General features: G+C 64.9%; 11 protein-coding genes. All 11 read left to right on the top strand.

From position 1 onward, the window contains the following. Positions 1-12: 12 nt before the first annotated feature. The 11 genes from LQD11_RS13200 to LQD11_RS13255 all read left to right on the top strand — a co-directional run bounded on the left by LQD11_RS13200 (position 13) and on the right by LQD11_RS13255 (position 17,982). Positions 13-819, top strand: a complete 807-nt coding sequence (locus LQD11_RS13200; RefSeq protein ID WP_238617961.1) for an alpha/beta fold hydrolase — start codon at positions 13-15, stop codon at positions 817-819. Further along, complete coding sequence (locus LQD11_RS13205) at positions 816-2,021, top strand: YcjF family protein (RefSeq protein ID WP_238617962.1); 1,206 nt, start codon at positions 816-818, stop codon at positions 2,019-2,021. The genes LQD11_RS13200 and LQD11_RS13205 overlap by 4 nt, the downstream gene beginning before the upstream one ends. Next, positions 2,018-3,571: a GTPase family protein gene (locus LQD11_RS13210; protein WP_238617963.1), complete on the top strand. Its 1,554-nt coding sequence runs from the start codon at positions 2,018-2,020 to the stop codon at positions 3,569-3,571. The genes LQD11_RS13205 and LQD11_RS13210 overlap by 4 nt, the downstream gene beginning before the upstream one ends. 157 nt (positions 3,572-3,728) lie before the next feature. Beyond that, entirely contained in the window at positions 3,729-3,995 is a 267-nt protein-coding gene (locus tag LQD11_RS13215) for a type II toxin-antitoxin system TacA family antitoxin (RefSeq protein WP_238617964.1), read from the top strand. Between the two features lie 121 nt (positions 3,996-4,116). Continuing rightward, positions 4,117-5,556 carry a DUF3375 domain-containing protein gene (locus LQD11_RS13220; protein WP_238617965.1) on the top strand — a complete coding sequence of 480 codons (1,440 nt, stop codon included), beginning with the start codon at positions 4,117-4,119 and terminating at the stop codon, positions 5,554-5,556. Beyond that, complete coding sequence (locus tag LQD11_RS13225; protein ID WP_238617966.1) at positions 5,556-6,152, top strand: DUF4194 domain-containing protein; 597 nt, start codon at positions 5,556-5,558, stop codon at positions 6,150-6,152. The genes LQD11_RS13220 and LQD11_RS13225 overlap by 1 nt, the downstream gene beginning before the upstream one ends. Further along, positions 6,142-9,507, top strand: a complete 3,366-nt coding sequence (locus LQD11_RS13230; RefSeq protein ID WP_238617967.1) for an ATP-binding protein — start codon at positions 6,142-6,144, stop codon at positions 9,505-9,507. Before LQD11_RS13225 ends, LQD11_RS13230 begins: the two co-directional genes overlap by 11 nt. Next, entirely contained in the window at positions 9,504-10,709 is a 1,206-nt protein-coding gene (locus LQD11_RS13235; protein ID WP_238617968.1) for a DUF3322 domain-containing protein, read from the top strand. Before LQD11_RS13230 ends, LQD11_RS13235 begins: the two co-directional genes overlap by 4 nt. 138 nt (positions 10,710-10,847) lie before the next feature. After that, positions 10,848-11,870, top strand: coding sequence for a methyl-accepting chemotaxis protein (locus tag LQD11_RS13245; protein WP_276315706.1), 1,023 nt, complete (start codon positions 10,848-10,850; stop codon positions 11,868-11,870). 74 nt (positions 11,871-11,944) lie between these two features. Beyond that, entirely contained in the window at positions 11,945-16,483 is a 4,539-nt protein-coding gene (gene gltB, locus LQD11_RS13250) for a glutamate synthase large subunit (RefSeq protein ID WP_238617969.1), read from the top strand. Between the two features lie 11 nt (positions 16,484-16,494). Then, positions 16,495-17,982 carry a glutamate synthase subunit beta gene (locus LQD11_RS13255; RefSeq protein WP_238617970.1) on the top strand — a complete coding sequence of 496 codons (1,488 nt, stop codon included), beginning with the start codon at positions 16,495-16,497 and terminating at the stop codon, positions 17,980-17,982. Positions 17,983-18,115 lie beyond the last annotated feature (133 nt).

Genomic DNA, 18,115 nt, shown 5'->3' on the forward strand with positions numbered 1-18,115 from the left:
ACCGACCAGAAAATGTCACTGCGACTCCACCATAAAATCCTGGGCAGCGGGCCGCCTCTGCTATTGCTTCATGGCCTCTACGGGGCCGGTGTCAACTGGCAGGGTCACGCCCGGACCCTGGCGGCCCGTTACCGGGTGCTGCTGCCGGACCTGCGCAATCACGGACAGTCGCCCCACTCGCTGCAGATGGACTACCCGGCCATGGCGGCGGACCTTTTGGCGTTGCTGGACCGGGAAGGGTTGGACCAGGCCCTGGTGGTGGGGCACAGCATGGGCGGCAAGGTGGCCATGACCCTGGCCCAGCACCATCCCGAGCGGGTCCGGGCCCTGGTGGTGGCGGACATCGCCCCCGTCGATTACGCCCTGGATGACCGCGAACACACCCATATCCTCGACAGCCTGCAGCAGCTGCCCGTGGCCGACCTGTCACGCCGGGAGGATGCGGATATCGCCCTGGCACGGGCCATTCCAGAAGCCCCGGTGCGCCGGTTCCTGCTCATGAACCTGGAGCGGGGACCGGAGGGATTTCGCTGGCGGATTCCCCTGGACATCCTGCGGCAGGCCCTCCCCACCCTAGTGGGCTACCCGGAGACCGGCGCCCCCTACGAAGGCCCTGCCCTGTTCATTCGCGGTGAACGCTCCGACTACATCCGCAATGCAGATCGCCCCCTGATCGAGGCCCGCTTTACCCGCGCCCGATTAATGACCCTGAAGGACACGGGGCACTGGCTCCATGTCCAGGCCCCCGGCCCCTTCGGCCAGATCCTGCAGGGTTTTCTGGACCGGCACGCAGACCACGGGCCGGGAGACCCCCCATGACGCCCTGGCGCCGACTGATGGACGCGGTACTCAGGCCCGATCCGGCACCGGACCTGGAACAGGAGATCGCCGCCGGCGCCCGGGCACAGGCCCCGGTGCTGTGGCTGCTGGGCAAGGTGCAGTCCGGCAAGACCTCCATCGTGCGCGCCATCACCGGCGATCCGGCCGCCGAGATCGGCAATGCCTTCCAGCCCTGCACTCCCAGTGCCCGGATCTACGAGTTTCCCCCCGATGTACCGGTGGTGCGGTTCCTGGATACCCGGGGCCTGGAGGAAGCGGATTACAATCCGGCGGCGGACCTGGCGGTGGTGGAAGGCCATGCCCACGGCGTCATTGCCGTGGTCCGCGCCATGGACCCGCAACAGAACGCCCTGCTGACCGCCCTGGGACAAATCCGCCGCAGACACCCGGACTGGGCCGTGATCCTGGTTCAGACCCGGCTCCATGACGCCTATCCGGATGACCGGGATCACCCGTCCTGGGGAGACTGGCACCACGACCCGGCGCTGACGGACCTGGATCGTGCCCTCAGGGCCCAGGCCGAGGCCTTTGCCGGACTGCCCGGCGACGGCCTGTTTCAGGCCGTGCCGGTGGACCTGACCCTGCCGGAGGACGGGTTTTCCGACCAGGATTACGGGCTGCCGATGCTGCTGGAGGCCCTGGACGCGGCCTGCATCCAGGGCCGCACCGGGCTGCTCGGGGATCTGGCCCGCCATGGCCGGGATGCCCGCCGGGCCCGGATCCACCCCCATATCCTGGGCTATGCCACCGCCGCCGGGGTCTGCGACCTGGTGCCCGTGATGGGCGTGGTCACGGTCCCCACCCTACAGGGCAAGATGCTGCACAGCATCGCCCGCATCTACGCCCTGCCCTGGGACCGCCGGACCCTCAAGGCCTTTCTGGCGTCCCTGGGTACGGGCACGGCCCTGGGCATCGGCGCCGGGTTTGCCGCCCGACAGCTGGGCAAACTGATCCCGGTGTACGGGCAGGTGGCTGGCGCGGCGGCGGCCGGCGTGGCCAGCGGCGCGGTCACCTATGCCCTGGGTCGGGCCGCCTGCCATTATCTGGAACAGCGTCGACAGGGGATCGACACCCCGCAAGGGGTGGCCGAGACCTTTCGCGGCGCCCTCAAGGAGGCCTATGTGATCTTCAGACAACCCCATAAAGGGAATGCGAGCACGCACGCGGAGTCCAGGCCATGAAACGGGAAGACGGCCCCTGGGAGCGCTGGGGCGCCCTGGTATCCGCCCTTGGTCTGGCGGTGGTGCCCCTGCTGGCCCTGATCCCCTTCGGCGCCCTGTGGCTCTGGCAACAGGGTTGGCTGCTGCACTGGCTGGGGATTGCCGCCGTGCTGGGGGGGTTGATCTACGGCGCCGGCTGGTGGCTGCAGCGGCGTGGCCTGCAAGGTCGGGATACCGCCACCCACGACGATACCCCGGTGTCGGCACCGGATGAGGACTGGTCCGGACGGGACCTGGCCGCCTGGGAAGCGGTCCAGCGCCTGGCCGCCGAAGTGGAGCCGCGCATTCTCTCTGATCAGCAACGGATGCTGGACACGGCGCGGCAAACCATCGAACAGGTGGCCCGCCACTACCACCCCGACGAGAAACATGCGGTCTGGGGCTTCACCGTGCCCGAGGCCCTGCTGCTGACGGAACGGGTCAGCGCCCGGCTGCGGCGGGTGATGCTGGATCATGTTCCCGGCGCGCACATGATCCGGGCCAGCCAGGTGATGCGCCTGTGGGAGCTGCAGCCCGCAGCCCTTACCGGCGCCCGCTGGCTCGGCCACCTGAGCCGGGTCTATCGCACCGTGCGCTGGGTCAACCCGGCCAGCGCGGCCCTGGCCGCGGCCCGGGAAAAGATGATCTCGGCCATGCTGGGCGAGGCCGGCGACTATCTGCGTCGGCGCGGGGCTCGGATCTGGGTGGAAGAAGTGGGACGGGCCGCCATTGAGCTGTACTCGGGGCGCCTGCGGATGGATGACCGGACCGAGGACGCCCGTGCAGAAGCCCGGGCCCGGGGACCGGGGGTACCGCCGGCGCCCTCCCCGGGACCGGTACGGGTGGCCGTGGCCGGGCAGACCAATGCCGGCAAGTCCAGCCTGGTCAATGCCCTGCTGGGCACCCGGGCTTCCGGCGTAGATGCCCTGCCCCTGACCCGGACACCGGGCAGCTACGTGCTGCAACGGGACGGAGCGGAAGAACTGGTGCTCATCGACACCCCCGGACTGGAAAACCGGGCGCAACTCCGTGCCCTGATTGACACCCTGGCGGAGAGCGACTGCATTCTCTGGGTGGTGCCGGCACACCGGGCGGATCGTGCCCTGGATCTGGAGGCGCTGACCACCCTGCGTCGGACCCTGGAGCGGATGCCGGGCCGCATCCTGCCCCCGATGATGGTGGTCCTGAGCCATGTGGACCGGCTCTCGCCAGCACGGGAATGGGCACCGCCCTATGACCTGGAACACCCGGACCGGCCCAAGGCCGCGGCCATGCGGGGGGCGATGGAAGCCGTGGCCCGGGATCTGGACATCTCTCCGGCGCTGATCGTGCCGGCACGGCTGGACAGCCTGGAGACCGCCTGGCAGGTGGACCGCATCTGGGCCGTATTACTCGGCCAACTGGATCGTTCCCACCGGGCCAGGGCCCTGCGCATCGCCCGCGCCGCCCTGGGCGGTGACTGGAAACGGGTCTGGCGACAAGCGCGGCGGGCAGGCGCCGAGGTGACACGGCAGTTGATCAGGAAGGGATGAAATCCGCCAGAAAAGGACTGGGCACCCCGGAACAGGATACGAACAGCTGACAGATGGCCCGGGTGGCGGCTATGTGGAACAAGGCAGACACGTATTGACAACCGCCACACACAGATCCAGGGTCTTTGCGTATCTATCGTCTATGCAGGGCCGAATCATGCGAAACACCGCCATTAACCTGAGGGCATTGCCGGAGCAGCGCGATCTGATTGACCGCGCTGCCCATCTCCTGGGTAAAAACCGTTCGGATTTCATGCTTGAGGCCGCCTGTGACAGGGCCCAGGCCGTGCTGCTTGATCAGGTCTACTTCAACCTCGACGCCGATCAATTCCAGCACTTCATTGACCTGCTCGATGCGCCGCTCGCGCCCAACCCGGGGCTTGAGCGGCTGATGGCGCTGAAGGCCCCTTGGACCAACGAATGACTACCCCGCTCAGCGCGCCCCAGCCGCTGACCGCGGTCCACCGCGTCGGCGACTTTTCCTGCGGGAAGTCGGTGCTCAACCCTTCACTTTCCGCCTCCCCGGCGACACCATCCAGTAGCACATGAACCACGACGACCTGCAAAACCTGCGTCGAATGCATCCGGCCTGGCGGCTGCTGGTGGCGGACAACGCCCCCATGATCATCAGCTTCCTCCACGGCAGCTTCGTCGCCCCCAATGTCCGGGTGCTGGCGGCCACCGACCTGGAAAACCGGCTGGAAGATTTCCTGTTTCACCTGCGCGGCCAACTGGGCGAGGATGCCTATCCCCGGGCCGCCCGCGCCTACCTGTCCGACTGGTCCGCCGATGAACGGGGCTGGCTGCGGCGCTATTACCCGGAACACGGCGACGAGCCCCACTACGACCTGACGCCGGCCACGGAACAGGCCATCCAATGGCTGAAAAGTCTGGAGCAGCCTCACTTCATCGGGGCGGAATCCCGTCTGACCCTGGTTTTCGACCTGCTGCAACAGATCCTCCAGGGCGCGGAGAGCGACCCCGAGACCCGTATCCGGGATCTGGAGGCGCGCAGGGACGTCATCGACCGGGAGATCCAGCAGATCCGTGCCGGTCACATCAATCTGATGGACCCGACCCAGTTGCGGGAGCGATTCCTGCAGATGGCGGGCACGGCCCGGGGCCTGCTGGCGGACTTTCGTCAAGTGGAGGAAAACTTCCGCGCCCTGGATCGACAGGTGCGGGAAAAGGTGGCCACCTGGGAAGGTGGCAAGGGAGAAGTGCTGGACGAGGTGTTCGGCGAACAGGATCGCATCACCAATTCCGACCAGGGGCGCAGCTTTCGCGCCTTCTGGGATCTGCTCATGTCACCGGCACGCCAGGAGGCGCTGTCGGAACAACTGGAGCGGGTACTGGCGCTGGTGGAGGTGGCCGAACTGGAGCCGGACCCCAGGCTGCGGCGCATCCATTACGACTGGCTCGCCGCCGGGGAATACACCCAGCGCATGGTGGCCCGTCTGTCGGAGCAGCTGCGCCGTTATCTGGATGATCAGGCCTGGCTGGAAAACCGCCGCATCATGACCCTGATCCGGGAACTGGAACAACACGCCCTGGCCCTGCGGGAGCACCCGCCCGAGCTGACACTGTCCCTGGACGAACCCTCTCCCTGCATCGAACTGCCCATGGAGCGACCCCTGTTCAGTCCGCCGATCCGGCCTCATATCCGTCAGCAGCAGCTGGAAGCCGGAGAAAGCCTTGCCACCCCCGACGCCCTGTTCGAGCAGACCTGGGTGGACCGGACCCTGCTGCAGGGTCGTATCCGCCAGGCCCTGCAGACCCGGGATCAGGTCACCCTGGCGACCCTGCTGGACGAACATCCCCTGGAACACGGCCTGGCGGAACTGGTGGCCTACCTGAGCCTGGCCACCGAGGATCACCGCAGCGTGATCGATGAAGCCCATCCCCAGACCGTGCACTGGCAGGATGCCCGGGGTATCCTGCGTCGCGCCACCCTGCCGCAGATCCTCTTCACCCGCGCACACTGATGACCGATATCGAAACCGACTCGACCTTTTCCGCCATGCTCATCACGCTCTTCAGGGGCGTACTCTACAAGGATCAGCAGCCGCGCCACTGGCAGGCACTGCAGGACCACCAGGCCCGGGTGCGCGACCATGTGGCCGTGCTGGGCCTGGAACTGATGCTGGACGACGCCGAAGGCCATGCCTGTCTCCGGCAGCGCCCCACCCAGGACGACGACACGGAACTGCCCAGGCTGGTGCAGCGCCGCCAGCTCAGTTATCCGGTGAGTCTGCTGCTGGCCCTTCTGCGCAAGAAACTGGTGGAACACGATGCCGGCGGTGGTGACCCGCGCCTGATCCTGTCCCGGGAACAGATGGTGGAGATGCTGCGGGTCTTCCTGCCCCCCACCGCCAACGAGGCCCGGCTGGTGGACCGCATCCAGACCGACATCAACAAGGTGGTGGAATTGGGATTCCTGCGCCGACTGCGTGGCCAGGAGGACCAGTACGAGGTGCGCCGCATCATCAAGACCTTCATCGACGCCCAGTGGCTGGCGGAGTTCGACCAGCGCCTGACCGAGTACCGCAACCATGCCGGGGAGGCCGACGATGGCACTTGAACTGGAGTTTGCCGCATCCGACGAACGCACCGGTTTTCGCCTGCAGCATCTTGAAGTCTACAACTGGGGCACCTTCCACAACCGGGTCTGGTCCCTGCGCCCGGAGGGTGACAATGCCCTGCTCACCGGGGATATCGGCTCGGGCAAGTCCACCCTGGTGGACGCCATCACCACCCTGCTGGTGCCGGCCCAGCGCATCACCTACAACAAGGCGGCCGGCGCCGAGGCCAAGGAACGCAGCCTGCGTTCCTATGTGCTGGGCTATTACAAGTCAGAGCGCAGCGACACGGGGCTGAGCAGCCGTGCCGTGGGCCTGCGGGATCACAATAGTTATTCCGTGATCCTGGGGCACTTTTACAACGAAGGTTTCGATCAGCATGTCACCCTGGCCCAGGTGTTCTGGATCAAGGATCAACAGGGGCAACCGGCCCGGTTCTTCGTGGTGGCCGACGGCGCCTTGCGCATTGCGGACCACTTTGCCGACTTCGGCAGCGACCTTACCCGGCTGCGCAAGCGCCTGAGGGATACCCCCGGGGTGGAACTGTTCGACAGCTTCCCGCCCTACAGCGGTGCCTTCCGGCGACGCTTCGGCATCGAGAACGACCAGGCCCTGGAACTGTTCAACCAGACCGTATCGATGAAATCCGTGGGCAACCTCACCGAATTCGTGCGCAGTCACATGCTCGAAGCCTTCCCGGTGGAGGATCGCATTCAGGCCCTGATCACCCATTTCGACGACCTCAACCGGGCCCATGAAGCGGTACTCAAGGCCAAGGCCCAGGTCGCCCATCTGGAACCGCTGGTGGCCCGCGCCGACACCTATGCCGAACGCTGCCGGGAGGCCGAAGCCCTGCGCGCCTGCCGGGAGGCACTCAGGCCCTGGTTTGCCTCGCTCAAGGCCGGACTGCTGGACCGGAGACTGGACCATCTGCACAAGGATCTGGCCCGTCTGGCGCATCAGATCGAGCAGTTCCATCGCCAGCAGCGGGAACAGCGGGCACGGCGCGATGAACTCAAGCAGGCCATGGCCGAGAATGGGGGCGATCGGCTGGCGCGCATCAAGGTCGAGCTGGAACAAAAGCGCGAGATCCGCGACCAGCGGCGGCACCGGGCGGAGCGGTACCGGGATCTGGCCCAGCAACTGGCACTGCCCGATGCCACCGACCTGGCGGTCTTTCAGGACAATTTCCAGGCCCTGACCCAGGCCCAGGAAGACGCTCAGCGAGAGCGGGATGACCTGCAGAACCGGATCACCGAGGCGGGAGTGGCGTTGCACCAGCAGCGGACACACCACCATGAACTGGAAAGCGAGCTGACGTCCCTGCGCCAACGTCGCTCCAACATCCCCGCCGCCATGCTGGGCATCCGCGACGCCCTCTGTCAGTCCCTGGATCTGCCGGTGGATGATCTGCCCTTCGTGGGCGAGCTGTTGCAGGTGCATGAACAGGAAACCGACTGGGAAGGCGCCATCGAACGGGTCCTGCACAACTTCGGCCTCTCCCTGCTGGTGCCCGACACCCACTATGCCCGGGTGGCCGAGTGGGTGGATCGCACCCATCTGCGGGGGCGCCTGGTGTACTTCCGGGTGCGGGAGACGCGCCGGAGCCAGCCCCAGGATCTGCATCCGGATTCCCTGGTGCGCAAGCTCTCCATCCGCCCCGACTCGGTCTTCTACGGCTGGCTGGAACAGGAACTGGCCCGGCGCTTCGACTATGCCTGCTGCGTCGGCATGGATCAGTTTCGCCGCGAGCAAAGGGCCATCACCCGGGCCGGGCAGATCAAGGCCGGGGGCGAGCGTCATGAAAAGGATGATCGTCACCGTCTGGACGACCGCACCCGCTTCATCCTGGGCTGGAGCAACGAGGCCAAGATCGCCGCCCTGGAGGCACAGGCCCAGACCCTGGCCCGGCAGATGCAGGCACTGGGTGACCGGATCGGCGGCTGGGAACAGGCACGCCAGGCCTGTGAGGCCCGGCGGGACCTGATCGTCGCACTGTCCCATTTCCGGGGCTTCCACGACATTGACTGGCGCCCCCTATCCACGGAGATGGCGGCCCTGGAGGCGGAGTATGCACAGCTCGCCCGGGAGTCGGACATGCTGCGCGCCCTGGAGACCCAGTTGCGTGAACTGGAACAGGTCATGGAGGACACCGACAAGGCCCTGGGCGAGGCCCAGCGGGAGTGCAGCCAGGCACAACTCAGGCAGGAGCAGGCCCAGGCTCAGCGGGACGAGTGTGCCACCCTGCTCGATGCCACCCCCCGGGAGGCCCGGGACGCCTACTTCCCCCGTCTGGAGACGATGCGGGACGAGGCCCTGGGCAAGCATACCCTGAGCGTGGAATCCTGCGACAACCGGGAGCGGGAGATGCGGGAATGGCTGACCGGGCGCATCGACAACGCCGACAGGAGTGCCGCCGGTCTGCGGGACCGCATCATCGACGCCATGCGCGGCTATCAGAACGCCTGGCCCCTGGACAGCCGGGAGGTGGACGTGAGCATCGAGGCGGTGGGGGAATACCGGGCCATGCTCGAAGCCCTCAAGTCCGATGACCTGCCCCGTTTCGATGCCCGTTTCAGGCAATTGCTGCAGGAAAATGCCATCAACGAGGTGGCGGCGTTCCAGAGCCGACTGCACGGGCAGCGGCAGACCATCACCGAGCGCATCGAAAGCATCAACCGCTCCCTGCGGGAAATCGACTACAACCCCAACCGTTACATCACCCTGCTGGCGGAGACCGCCGCGGACCCGGAAATCCGGGAATTCCAGCAAAACCTGCGGGCCTGTACCGAAGGGGCGGTGACCGGCTCCCAGGATGAACAGTATTCCGAGGCCAAGTTCCTGCAGGTCAAGGCCATCATTGAGCGTTTCCGTGGCCGGGAAGGCACCACCGACCTGGACCGGCGCTGGACCCGCAAGGTCACCGACGTGCGCAACTGGTTTGTGTTTTCCGCCTCGGAGCGCTGGCGGGAAGACGACCGGGAACACGAGCATTACACCGACTCCGGCGGCAAGTCCGGCGGCCAGAAGGAAAAACTGGCCTACACGGTACTGGCCGCCAGCCTGGCCTACCAGTTCGGCCTGGAATGGGGCGAAACCCGCTCCCGCTCGTTCCGCTTCGTGGTCATCGACGAGGCCTTCGGTCGGGGCTCCGACGACTCGGCCCGCTACGGTCTGGACCTGTTCCGGCGCCTGCACCTGCAACTGCTGATCGTCACCCCGTTGCAGAAGATCCACATCATCGAACCCTTCGTGTCCAGCGTGGGCTTTGTCCATAGCGTGGAGGGCCGGGAATCCATGGTGCGCAATCTCACCATCGAGCAATACCAGGCCGAGAAGGCGGCCCGGCAGGCATGAGCTGGACCACCCCCGCCGAACTGCGTGCCCAGCTACAAAAACGCTGGGACAGCGGCCAGATACTGGCCGCCACCCTGACGGGAGAAGCCCTTTTTCCCCTCCCCTTGCGCCTGCGCCGCCCCGGGTCCCGGGAGTTGGCGGAAGACTTTGCCGCGGTGGGGCACTGGGCGCGAACCCTTCGTGCCGGTAGCCGGGAGCAGCGGGGGCACGGATACGAGATCCGCTGGGAGCGGGTAAATCACCGTGTCCACGGCGCCAATGACCTGCCCGCCGGGGTGGCGGTGCCCAGCGAGGCCGACGCCCTGCAGTGGCTGGGGAAAACCCGGGAAGCACACAGCTTCCATGCACTGGCCGAGGAAACCCTGGCGCGCTTCCCGGCACTGCGGGACTGGCTGATCCGACACCCCCTCACACCACTGGAACAGGCCGGTGACTGGCCCCGGATCCTGGCGGTGCTGGCCTGGTTCCAGGCGCACCCCAGGCCTGGTATCTATCTACGGCAGATGGATCTGCCGGGGGTGGACACCAAATTTGTGGAAAGTCGCCGCAAGCTGCTGTCGGAACTGCTGGATGCCGTGCTGCCTGCCGATGCAGTGGACACGCGGCACAGCGGCGGACGGGGCTTTGAGCTGCGTTACGGGTTGACGCCCAAGCCGCCCCTGATCCGTTTCCGGATGCTGGACCCGGCCCTGTCCCTGCACGGACTGTCGGACCTGTCGGTTCCGCCGACGCAGTTTGCCGCCCTGGCGCCTGCCGTGGCGCGGGTATTCATCACCGAGAACGAGATCAACGGCCTGGCCTTTCCCGACACTCCCGGTAGCCTGGTGATCTTCGGCCTGGGCTATGGCCTGGAAAGACTGGCGGACATCCCCTGGCTGACAGAGGTGGAGATCCACTACTGGGGCGACATCGACACCCATGGCTTTGCCATCCTGGACCGGCTTCGCGCCCGCCTGCCCCAGACCCGTTCCCTGCTCATGGATCGGGCGACCCTTGAGGCCCACCGCGACCTGTGGGGACAGGAGCATCCGCGGCAGCGTTTCACCGGCACCCTCACCCGACTGACACCGCCAGAGCAATCCCTGTTCGAGGATCTGCGGGAGAATCGGCTGGGAGACTGCATCCGGCTGGAGCAGGAACGCATCGGCTACGGGGGGCTGCTCAAAGCGATCGACACCCCGTTGCAGGTGCTCCGACCATAGAGGCAACCGATAGTCGGTGTTCGTGATACGGCAAAAACGGGGTCCGATCCAGTATCATCCTGCACCCTCAACGAGCCGGCGCCCACAGGCAGCAGGCCCTGACCATGAAACGACAACATCGAGGGAATCAGAGCCCCCATGCAGGATGACAACATTCTCAAACTGGCCTACGAACTCTCTGAAACCACCCGCAACAAGGTCGACCTGATCGAAAAGATCATGCGCCAGACCCAGATCCTGGCACTGAATGCACGCATCGAGGCCGCCCGGGCCGGGGTATCCGGCGCGGGATTCGGGGTGGTTGCCCAAGAAATCAGTCACGTATCCACCCGCATCAACCAGATCGCCGCGGATTTCCGCGTGGATGTGGATCAGTACGCCGCCCAGATCCAGGAGGCCGGTACCCGCATGAGCAGCGAGTTACGCGGCCAGCGCTTCACCGATCTTTCCCGGAACGTGGTGGAACTCATCGACCGCAACCTGTTCGAGCGTTCCTGTGATGTGCGCTGGTGGGCCACTGAAAGCGCGCTGGTGGCGCTGGCGGAAAACCCAGAGGATCAGGACCTGCAATCACTGGCCTGCAGCCGTCTTGCCACCATTTTGCGTTCCTACACGGTCTACCTGGACCTGTGGGTGGTCGACCAAAACGGCAAGGTGATCGCCCAAGGGCGCCCGGAAACCTATCCCAAGGCCCTGGGCAGTGATGTATCTTCCGCGACCTGGTTTCGCAACGCCATGGCAACCCGCCACGGCGATCAGTTCGCCGTGGCCGATATCGAAACCAATCCCTCGCTGGATGACGCCCCGACCGCCACTTACGCCACGGCGATTCGCGACAAGGGTGAAACACATGGTAAAGCCATGGGAGTTCTGGCCATCTTCTTCGACTGGACTCCCCAGGCCCAGACCATCGTTTCCGGCATCGCCCTGGATGAAACCGAACGGAGCCATTGCCGTGTCATGCTGCTGGATGCGCGGCACCGGATCATCGCCGATTCACGGGGTGAACCCTCTCTCAAAGAAGTGTATTCATTCAACCCGGGAACCCGGGACAAGGGCTACGATATCGTTGAGGATCGCATAGTGGCCTTTGCCCGGACACCCGGGTACGAAACCTATAAGGGAATGGGCTGGTTCGGCGCCATCGAGTACCAGATGTAAATCACCCGCCTGTTGAAAGGGACGTCTCCGCCGGGTCAAAGTGGTCTCCACTATACTCAGGCAGGAGCATCCCCATGACTACCTTCCCGAATCCGCCTGACGACGCAGTCACCCGGACACCCGATAGCCCGCAGTGGCTGCGGGCTCATCAGCATTCAGCCTGCGGGGTAGGTGTGCTGGCCCATCCGGACGGGCACAGGAGCCATGGACTCGTCCAGGATGGCTTTGAATGCCTGGAAAATCTCGATCACCGTGGGGCTCGTGGTGCGGAGGAAAACACCGGTGACGGGGCCGGCATGCTGCTGCAAAAGCCCCATGCCTTCCTGTCCGCCCTGATGCCGGCACTGGGTGGATACGATGACTACGGGGTGGCGCAGGCCTTCATGCCCCAAAATGGGGATCAGCGGGCGGCCATTCGGGCACTCATTGCCCGGCGTTGCCAGGCCGAGGGATTCGATCTGATCGGTTGGCGGCAAGTGCCCACCCGAAATCAGGGGCTGGGCCAAACCGCGCTGGACAGCGAGCCGCTCACCTGGCAGTTCTTCATCCGGCCGAAACAGCCGGTGGGCCCCGAAGTCCTTGATGTGCGTCTGTATATCCTGAGACGCACCATCGAAAACGAAGTGCTTTCCCGAAATCTGGTGGGCACGGGGCGAGAGACCTTCTACATCTGCTCCCTGTCGCGAACCACCGTGGTTTACAAGGGCCTGCTCACCTGCGGGCAGTTCCGAAGCTATTTCCCGGATCTTTCAGATCCCCGGGTCACGTCTTCGCTGGTACTGGTGCATGCGCGCTTTTCCACCAATACCCTGGGGGCCTGGGATCTGGCCCATCCCTATCGATATCTGGTCCATAACGGCGAGATCAATACCTTGCGGGGCAACCAGAACTGGATGCAGGCCCGGGAAGCAACGCTGGCATCCCCAAGCCTGGGCGACTGTATCGACAAGATCAAACCACTGACCGGAGAGGGCCTTAGCGACAGCGCTCAACTGGACAATGTGGTGGAATTGCTGGCACTGACCGGGCGCAGTCTGCCCCACGCCCTGCGCATGCTGATTCCCGAGGCCTGGGAAAAGAATCCTGCGATGCCCGCGGACCGCCGAGCCTTTTATGAATATCACAGTGCCCTGATGGAACCCTGGGACGGCCCGGCCCTGGTGGTGGCCACCGATGGGCGGCGCATCGCGGCGGTTCTGGACCGCAACGGCCTGCGGCCCTGCCGTTACAGCCTCACAAGAGATGGACGACTGATCATGGCCAGCGAAACCGGCGTGCTGGATATCCCGCCGAGCCAGATCCTGCGCAAGGGGCGGCTCAACCCCGGCGCACTGTTCGTGGTGGATCCGGAACGTGGGGGGATCGTCCCCGAGGCGCAAATTTTCTCGGAACTGGCAGGGCGCCCCTACGGACAATGGTTGCAAGAACACCGACTGATCCTGCCCACGGAACCGCCCCCCTCAACGGCTTCAATACCCGGATCAACGCTGCCCCATCCCTTGAACCAATATCAGCGGGCCTTCGGTTACACGCTGGAAGGTCTGCGAGCATACCTCAAACCCATGGCGGAATCAGGGAGGGATCCCATCGGGGCCATGGGTAACGACACTCCCCCCGCGGTGTTGTCATCCACTGCCCGCCCCCTCAGCCATTACTTTCTTCAGCAGTTCGCCCAGGTCTCCAATCCCCCCCTGGATTATATTCGCGAGGCACTGGTGACCTCGCTGGGCGCCCATATCGGCCCACGGGGCAACCTGCTTGAGGAGGGTCCGGATCATTGCCGTCAGCTCTACTTGCCGTCCCCGATCCTGAGCAGTGACCAGAGCCACGCCATGAGACGGATCCTGCGTGAAGACTTGAGTCCGGGAACCATCGACATGACCTATGCCCGTGATCTGCCCCTGCCGAGCGCCATCCGGTGCCTGCACCAGGCGGCGGAGCAGGCCATCAAGAAAGGCACCGGAATCCTGCTGCTAAGCGATACGGATGTCGGGCCTGAGCGCGTGGCGATCCCTGCCCTGTTAGCCGTGTCCTCCTTGCATCATCACCTGATCCGGAGCGGGCTACGGATGCGGACGGCCATCGTGCTGGAGGCAGGTCAGCCTTGCACGGTGCACGATGTGTGTGTCCTGATCGGCTATGGTGCCGATGCCATCCATCCCTGGCTCGCCTATCAGAGCATTCGCGCCCTGGTTGGCGAGGGATTGATCGAAGGCGAGGTTGACGCTGCACAGGCGCGATACCGCCAGGCCCTGGAGGGAGGACTGCTCAAAGTGATGTCAAAGATGGGGATCTCGACCCTGCAGGGTTACAAGGGGGCCCAGATCTTCGAATCTCTGGGTCTGGATCATGAATTGATTGATGCCTGGTTCACCGGCACCACGGCCCATTTGCCCGGCGTGGGCCTGAAGGAAATCGAGCATGACGTCCTGTCGGCTCATGAACGGGCGTTCGGCCCATCCCTCATCGGTGAACTGGCTCTGGAACCTGGCGGGTACTTCTACTGGCGTCGGGACGGTGAACGGCATCACTGGAATCCGTATAGCATCGGCAAGCTTCAGCAGGCGGCGCGCAACAACGATGCGACGGCATACCGGGATTTCGCCCGCCAGGCCAATGAGCAGCCCGGGGGGCTGCTGAACCTGCGTGGCCTGCTGGAGTTCCATCGGGATGAGGCCGATGCGATCCCCCTGGAGGCGGTGGAGCCGGCTGATTCCATCATGAGACGTTTTTCCACCGGTTCCATGTCCTTTGGGGCACTGAGCCAAGAGGCCCATGAAGCCCTCGCCATCGCCATGAATCGGATCGGCGGAAAATCGGGGACGGGCGAGGGGGGAGAACAGGCCGAGCGTTTCAACACCGAACGCGAATGTTCCATGAAGCAGGTGGCCAGCGGCCGTTTCGGCGTGAATGCCCACTATCTGGCCCAGGCCCGGCAGATCGAGATCAAGATGGCACAAGGGGCAAAGCCCGGCGAGGGGGGAGAATTGCCGGGCGGCAAAGTGGATGAGGACATTGCCCGGGTGCGGTTCACGGTGCCGGGGGTGGACCTGATCTCACCGCCGCCGCACCATGACATCTATTCCATCGAGGACCTGCAGCAACTGATCCATGATCTCAAGTGCGCCAATCCCGCGGCCGAGATCCATGTCAAGCTCGTGGCCAAGGCCAATGTGGGTACCATTGCCGCCGGGGTGGCGAAGGCCCGGGCCGACGCGGTACTGATCAGCGGGGATTCCGGTGGTACCGGTGCCGCGCTGAAGACCTCCATCAAGCATGCCGGCACGCCCTGGGAACTGGGGCTGGCGGAAACACAGCGGGTGCTGATGGCAAACGGCCTGCGCTCGCGGATCACCGTGCGGGCCGATGGCGGGTTCCTGACCGGACGTGACGTGATGATCGCCGCATTACTGGGGGCGGAGGAATATGGTTTTGGCACCGCACCGCTGGTCACTCTTGGCTGCGTCATGCTGCGCAAATGCCACTGCAACACCTGCTCGGTGGGGGTGGCCACCCAGGATCCCCAACTGCGCGCGCGGTTCCAGGGGCGCCCGGAGCATATCGTCAATTACCTTCGATTCGTGGCCGAAGAGATGCGTGAAATCATGGCAATGCTGGGATTTCGGACCCTGGATGAGCTCATCGGCCGGGTCGATTGCCTGCGGGCGCGGCATGGGAACCACCCCAGGCAGGTGACGCCCGATGTCTCGGCCCTGCTGCAACCGGCAAGCTCCCGGGACAGCCCCCGCAAGGTTCGTGAGCAGGATCATCACCTGGACGGCAAGATCGATCATCAGATCATCGCCCGGGCCGGTGCGGCGCTCACCTCGGGGGAACCCGTGACCCTGTCCATCCGGTTGCGCAACCGTGACCGTACCTTCGGCACACTGCTCAGCCATGAGGTGACCCGCCGGCATGGCGGTCACGGATTGCCGCCGGGAACGATCAAGGTTCACTGCTCGGGCACGGCCGGTCAGAGTTTTGGGGCCTTTGTGTGCCGGGGTATTGCCCTGCATCTGGAGGGCGACGCCAATGACTATGTGGGCAAGGGCCTGTCCGGTGGCCTCATCAGTGTCAGGATACCCGGCGATGCCCCCTACGCAGCCGCCGATAACACCCTCATCGGCAATGTAGCCCTGTTCGGGGCCACGGCTGGGGAGGCCTATTTCAACGGCCGCGCCGCGGAGCGCTTCTGCGTGCGCAACTCAGGGGCACTGAGCGTGGTCGAAGGGGTGGGTGACCATGGCTGCGAATACATGACCGGGGGTGTGGCGGTCATTCTGGGCCCCATCGGCCGAAACTTTGCCGCCGGCATGAGCGGTGGGGAGGCCTATCTTCTGGATGAGGAGGGACACGTGGAGGATCTCATCCATGCCGAAGGGCTTCGCGTGGAACCGGTGACCGACCCGCGGGATCAGAAGCTCCTCCACCGCCTGCTGGAAAACCATGCGGTCTGTACCGGCAGTGACAAGGCAACACAGGTCCTTGCCCAGTGGCCAACGATCTTGAGCCGGTTCGTGAAGGTGGTGCCCGAGGCCTATGCCGACGTGGTGGCAACGCATCTGTCCCGGGGCCAGGACATACGGACGCAGACACCACCGCCCATTGCCTGAGGTATCACGCCATGTCCGAGAATCATCCAGATGGGTTCCGGCGTCATCGCCGACGACCCATCGGCTATCGTGAACCAGCCTCGCGTGTGCGGGATTTTCGCCAGATCCATCGTTTTCATTGGGACCCGGAGCAATTGCGTATCCAGGGAGAACGATGCATGGACTGCGGCATCCCCACCTGCATGGCGGGTTGTCCCATCGGCAACCTCATCCCTGACTGGAACGATCTGGTGTCCCGGGATGCTTGGCGGCAGGCACTGGCACGGCTGCATGCCACCAATAATTTCCCCGAATTCACCGGCTACACCTGCCCGGCGCCCTGCGAGACGGCCTGTACGCTGGCCATCAACGATGACGCAGTGACCATCAAGGACATCGAACGGTCCATCATCGATCGAGGCTGGGAGGCGGGCTGGATTCGTCCCGAGCCCCCGTCCCGGCGCACCGGCAAGCAGGTCGCGGTGGTGGGCAGCGGTCCGGCGGGTCTGGCGGCGGCCCAGCAACTGAACCGGGCCGGGCATCGAGTGACGGTATTCGAGCGGGATGATGTCATCGGCGGCCTCATGGTCTACGGCATCCCCGACTTCAAGTTCGCCAAGCACCAGGTGGCACGCCGGGTTCGGCAGCTGTGTGACGAAGGCATCCGGTTTCGCCGCGGCGTGACTGTGGGAGAGGATCTTTCCATCGATGAGCTCACGGAACAATTCGATGCCGTCTGTCTGGCCATCGGGGCACGGCGGCCACGGGATGTGGCGGTGCCGGGCCGAGAACTCCAGGGTGTCCTGTTCGGCATGGAATACCTGTGCGCCGAAAACCGCCACCAGGCCGGCGCCCCCCTGGAAGCTGTCATGAATGCCCGGGGGAAGCGGGTGGTCGTCCTGGGGGGCGGGGATACCGGTGCCGATTGTCTGGCCACCGCCCATCGCCAGGGGGCGCGATCGGCGGTTCAGATCAGTATTAATCCGCCTTTGCCAAAGACACGTCAGCCCGACAATCCCTGGCCTCAATCACCCCGGATCCATCAACGAACCTACGCATTACAGGAAAGCGGAGAAGAAGCCTTCAGCCTGAATGTATCGGCCTTTCTCGATCAGGATCACGATGGCTGGGTCGATGCCCTGGAATTGGAGCGGGTGGAGTGGAAGCGTGATGACCAAGGTCGGCGCACGGAAAAGATCGTGCTCGAAGCCGGTATTGTCATGCCGGCCGAGCGGGTCTTCATTGCCATTGGCTTTGAGGGTCCGGAAACCGCATGCCTCAACGATGCGCGTCTGACATTGAGTCCGCGTCATACCCTGGAGACCGACGAGCGCAAGATGACCCCGGTGCCCGGCGTCTTTGTGGCCGGCGATGCCAGGCGAGGCCAGTCCCTGGTCGTCTGGGCGATTGGCGAAGGACGCGACGTTGCCCGCCAGATCGACCTGTGGCTGATGGGGGAGTCGCGTCTTCCCCCAAGCCTGCAAACCCGGCACCCTCCCCTCCCACCCCGAGGGCTGTAGGATAGGGTTCCATCGCACTGTTCCTGTGGCCACAGCCCAGGCCGGCACGTCGATAAGGCTGTGCTGAACAAGTTATTCCCGAGAATCAGGCATAAGTCGTTCCCGCGAAGGCGGGAATCCAGTCAACGTCTGA

This window comes from Ectothiorhodospira shaposhnikovii (assembly GCF_022227765.1).
Lineage (GTDB): Bacteria > Pseudomonadota > Gammaproteobacteria > Ectothiorhodospirales > Ectothiorhodospiraceae > Ectothiorhodospira.

What these genes read in the sequence shown, in the direction of transcription:
- LQD11_RS13255 (WP_238617970.1), top strand. Translation starts at nt 16,495, where the DNA reads ATGTCCGAGAATCATCCAGATGGGTTCCGGCGTCATCGCCGACGACCC.
- LQD11_RS13205 (WP_238617962.1), top strand. Translation starts at nt 816, where the DNA reads ATGACGCCCTGGCGCCGACTGATGGACGCGGTACTCAGGCCCGATCCG.
- LQD11_RS13210 (WP_238617963.1), top strand. Translation starts at nt 2,018, where the DNA reads ATGAAACGGGAAGACGGCCCCTGGGAGCGCTGGGGCGCCCTGGTATCC.
- LQD11_RS13215 (WP_238617964.1), top strand. Translation starts at nt 3,729, where the DNA reads ATGCGAAACACCGCCATTAACCTGAGGGCATTGCCGGAGCAGCGCGAT.
- LQD11_RS13200 (WP_238617961.1), top strand. Translation starts at nt 13, where the DNA reads ATGTCACTGCGACTCCACCATAAAATCCTGGGCAGCGGGCCGCCTCTG.
- LQD11_RS13225 (WP_238617966.1), top strand. Translation starts at nt 5,556, where the DNA reads ATGACCGATATCGAAACCGACTCGACCTTTTCCGCCATGCTCATCACG.
- LQD11_RS13220 (WP_238617965.1), top strand. Translation starts at nt 4,117, where the DNA reads ATGAACCACGACGACCTGCAAAACCTGCGTCGAATGCATCCGGCCTGG.
- LQD11_RS13230 (WP_238617967.1), top strand. Translation starts at nt 6,142, where the DNA reads ATGGCACTTGAACTGGAGTTTGCCGCATCCGACGAACGCACCGGTTTT.
- LQD11_RS13245 (WP_276315706.1), top strand. Translation starts at nt 10,848, where the DNA reads ATGCAGGATGACAACATTCTCAAACTGGCCTACGAACTCTCTGAAACC.
- gltB (WP_238617969.1), top strand. Translation starts at nt 11,945, where the DNA reads ATGACTACCTTCCCGAATCCGCCTGACGACGCAGTCACCCGGACACCC.
- LQD11_RS13235 (WP_238617968.1), top strand. Translation starts at nt 9,504, where the DNA reads ATGAGCTGGACCACCCCCGCCGAACTGCGTGCCCAGCTACAAAAACGC.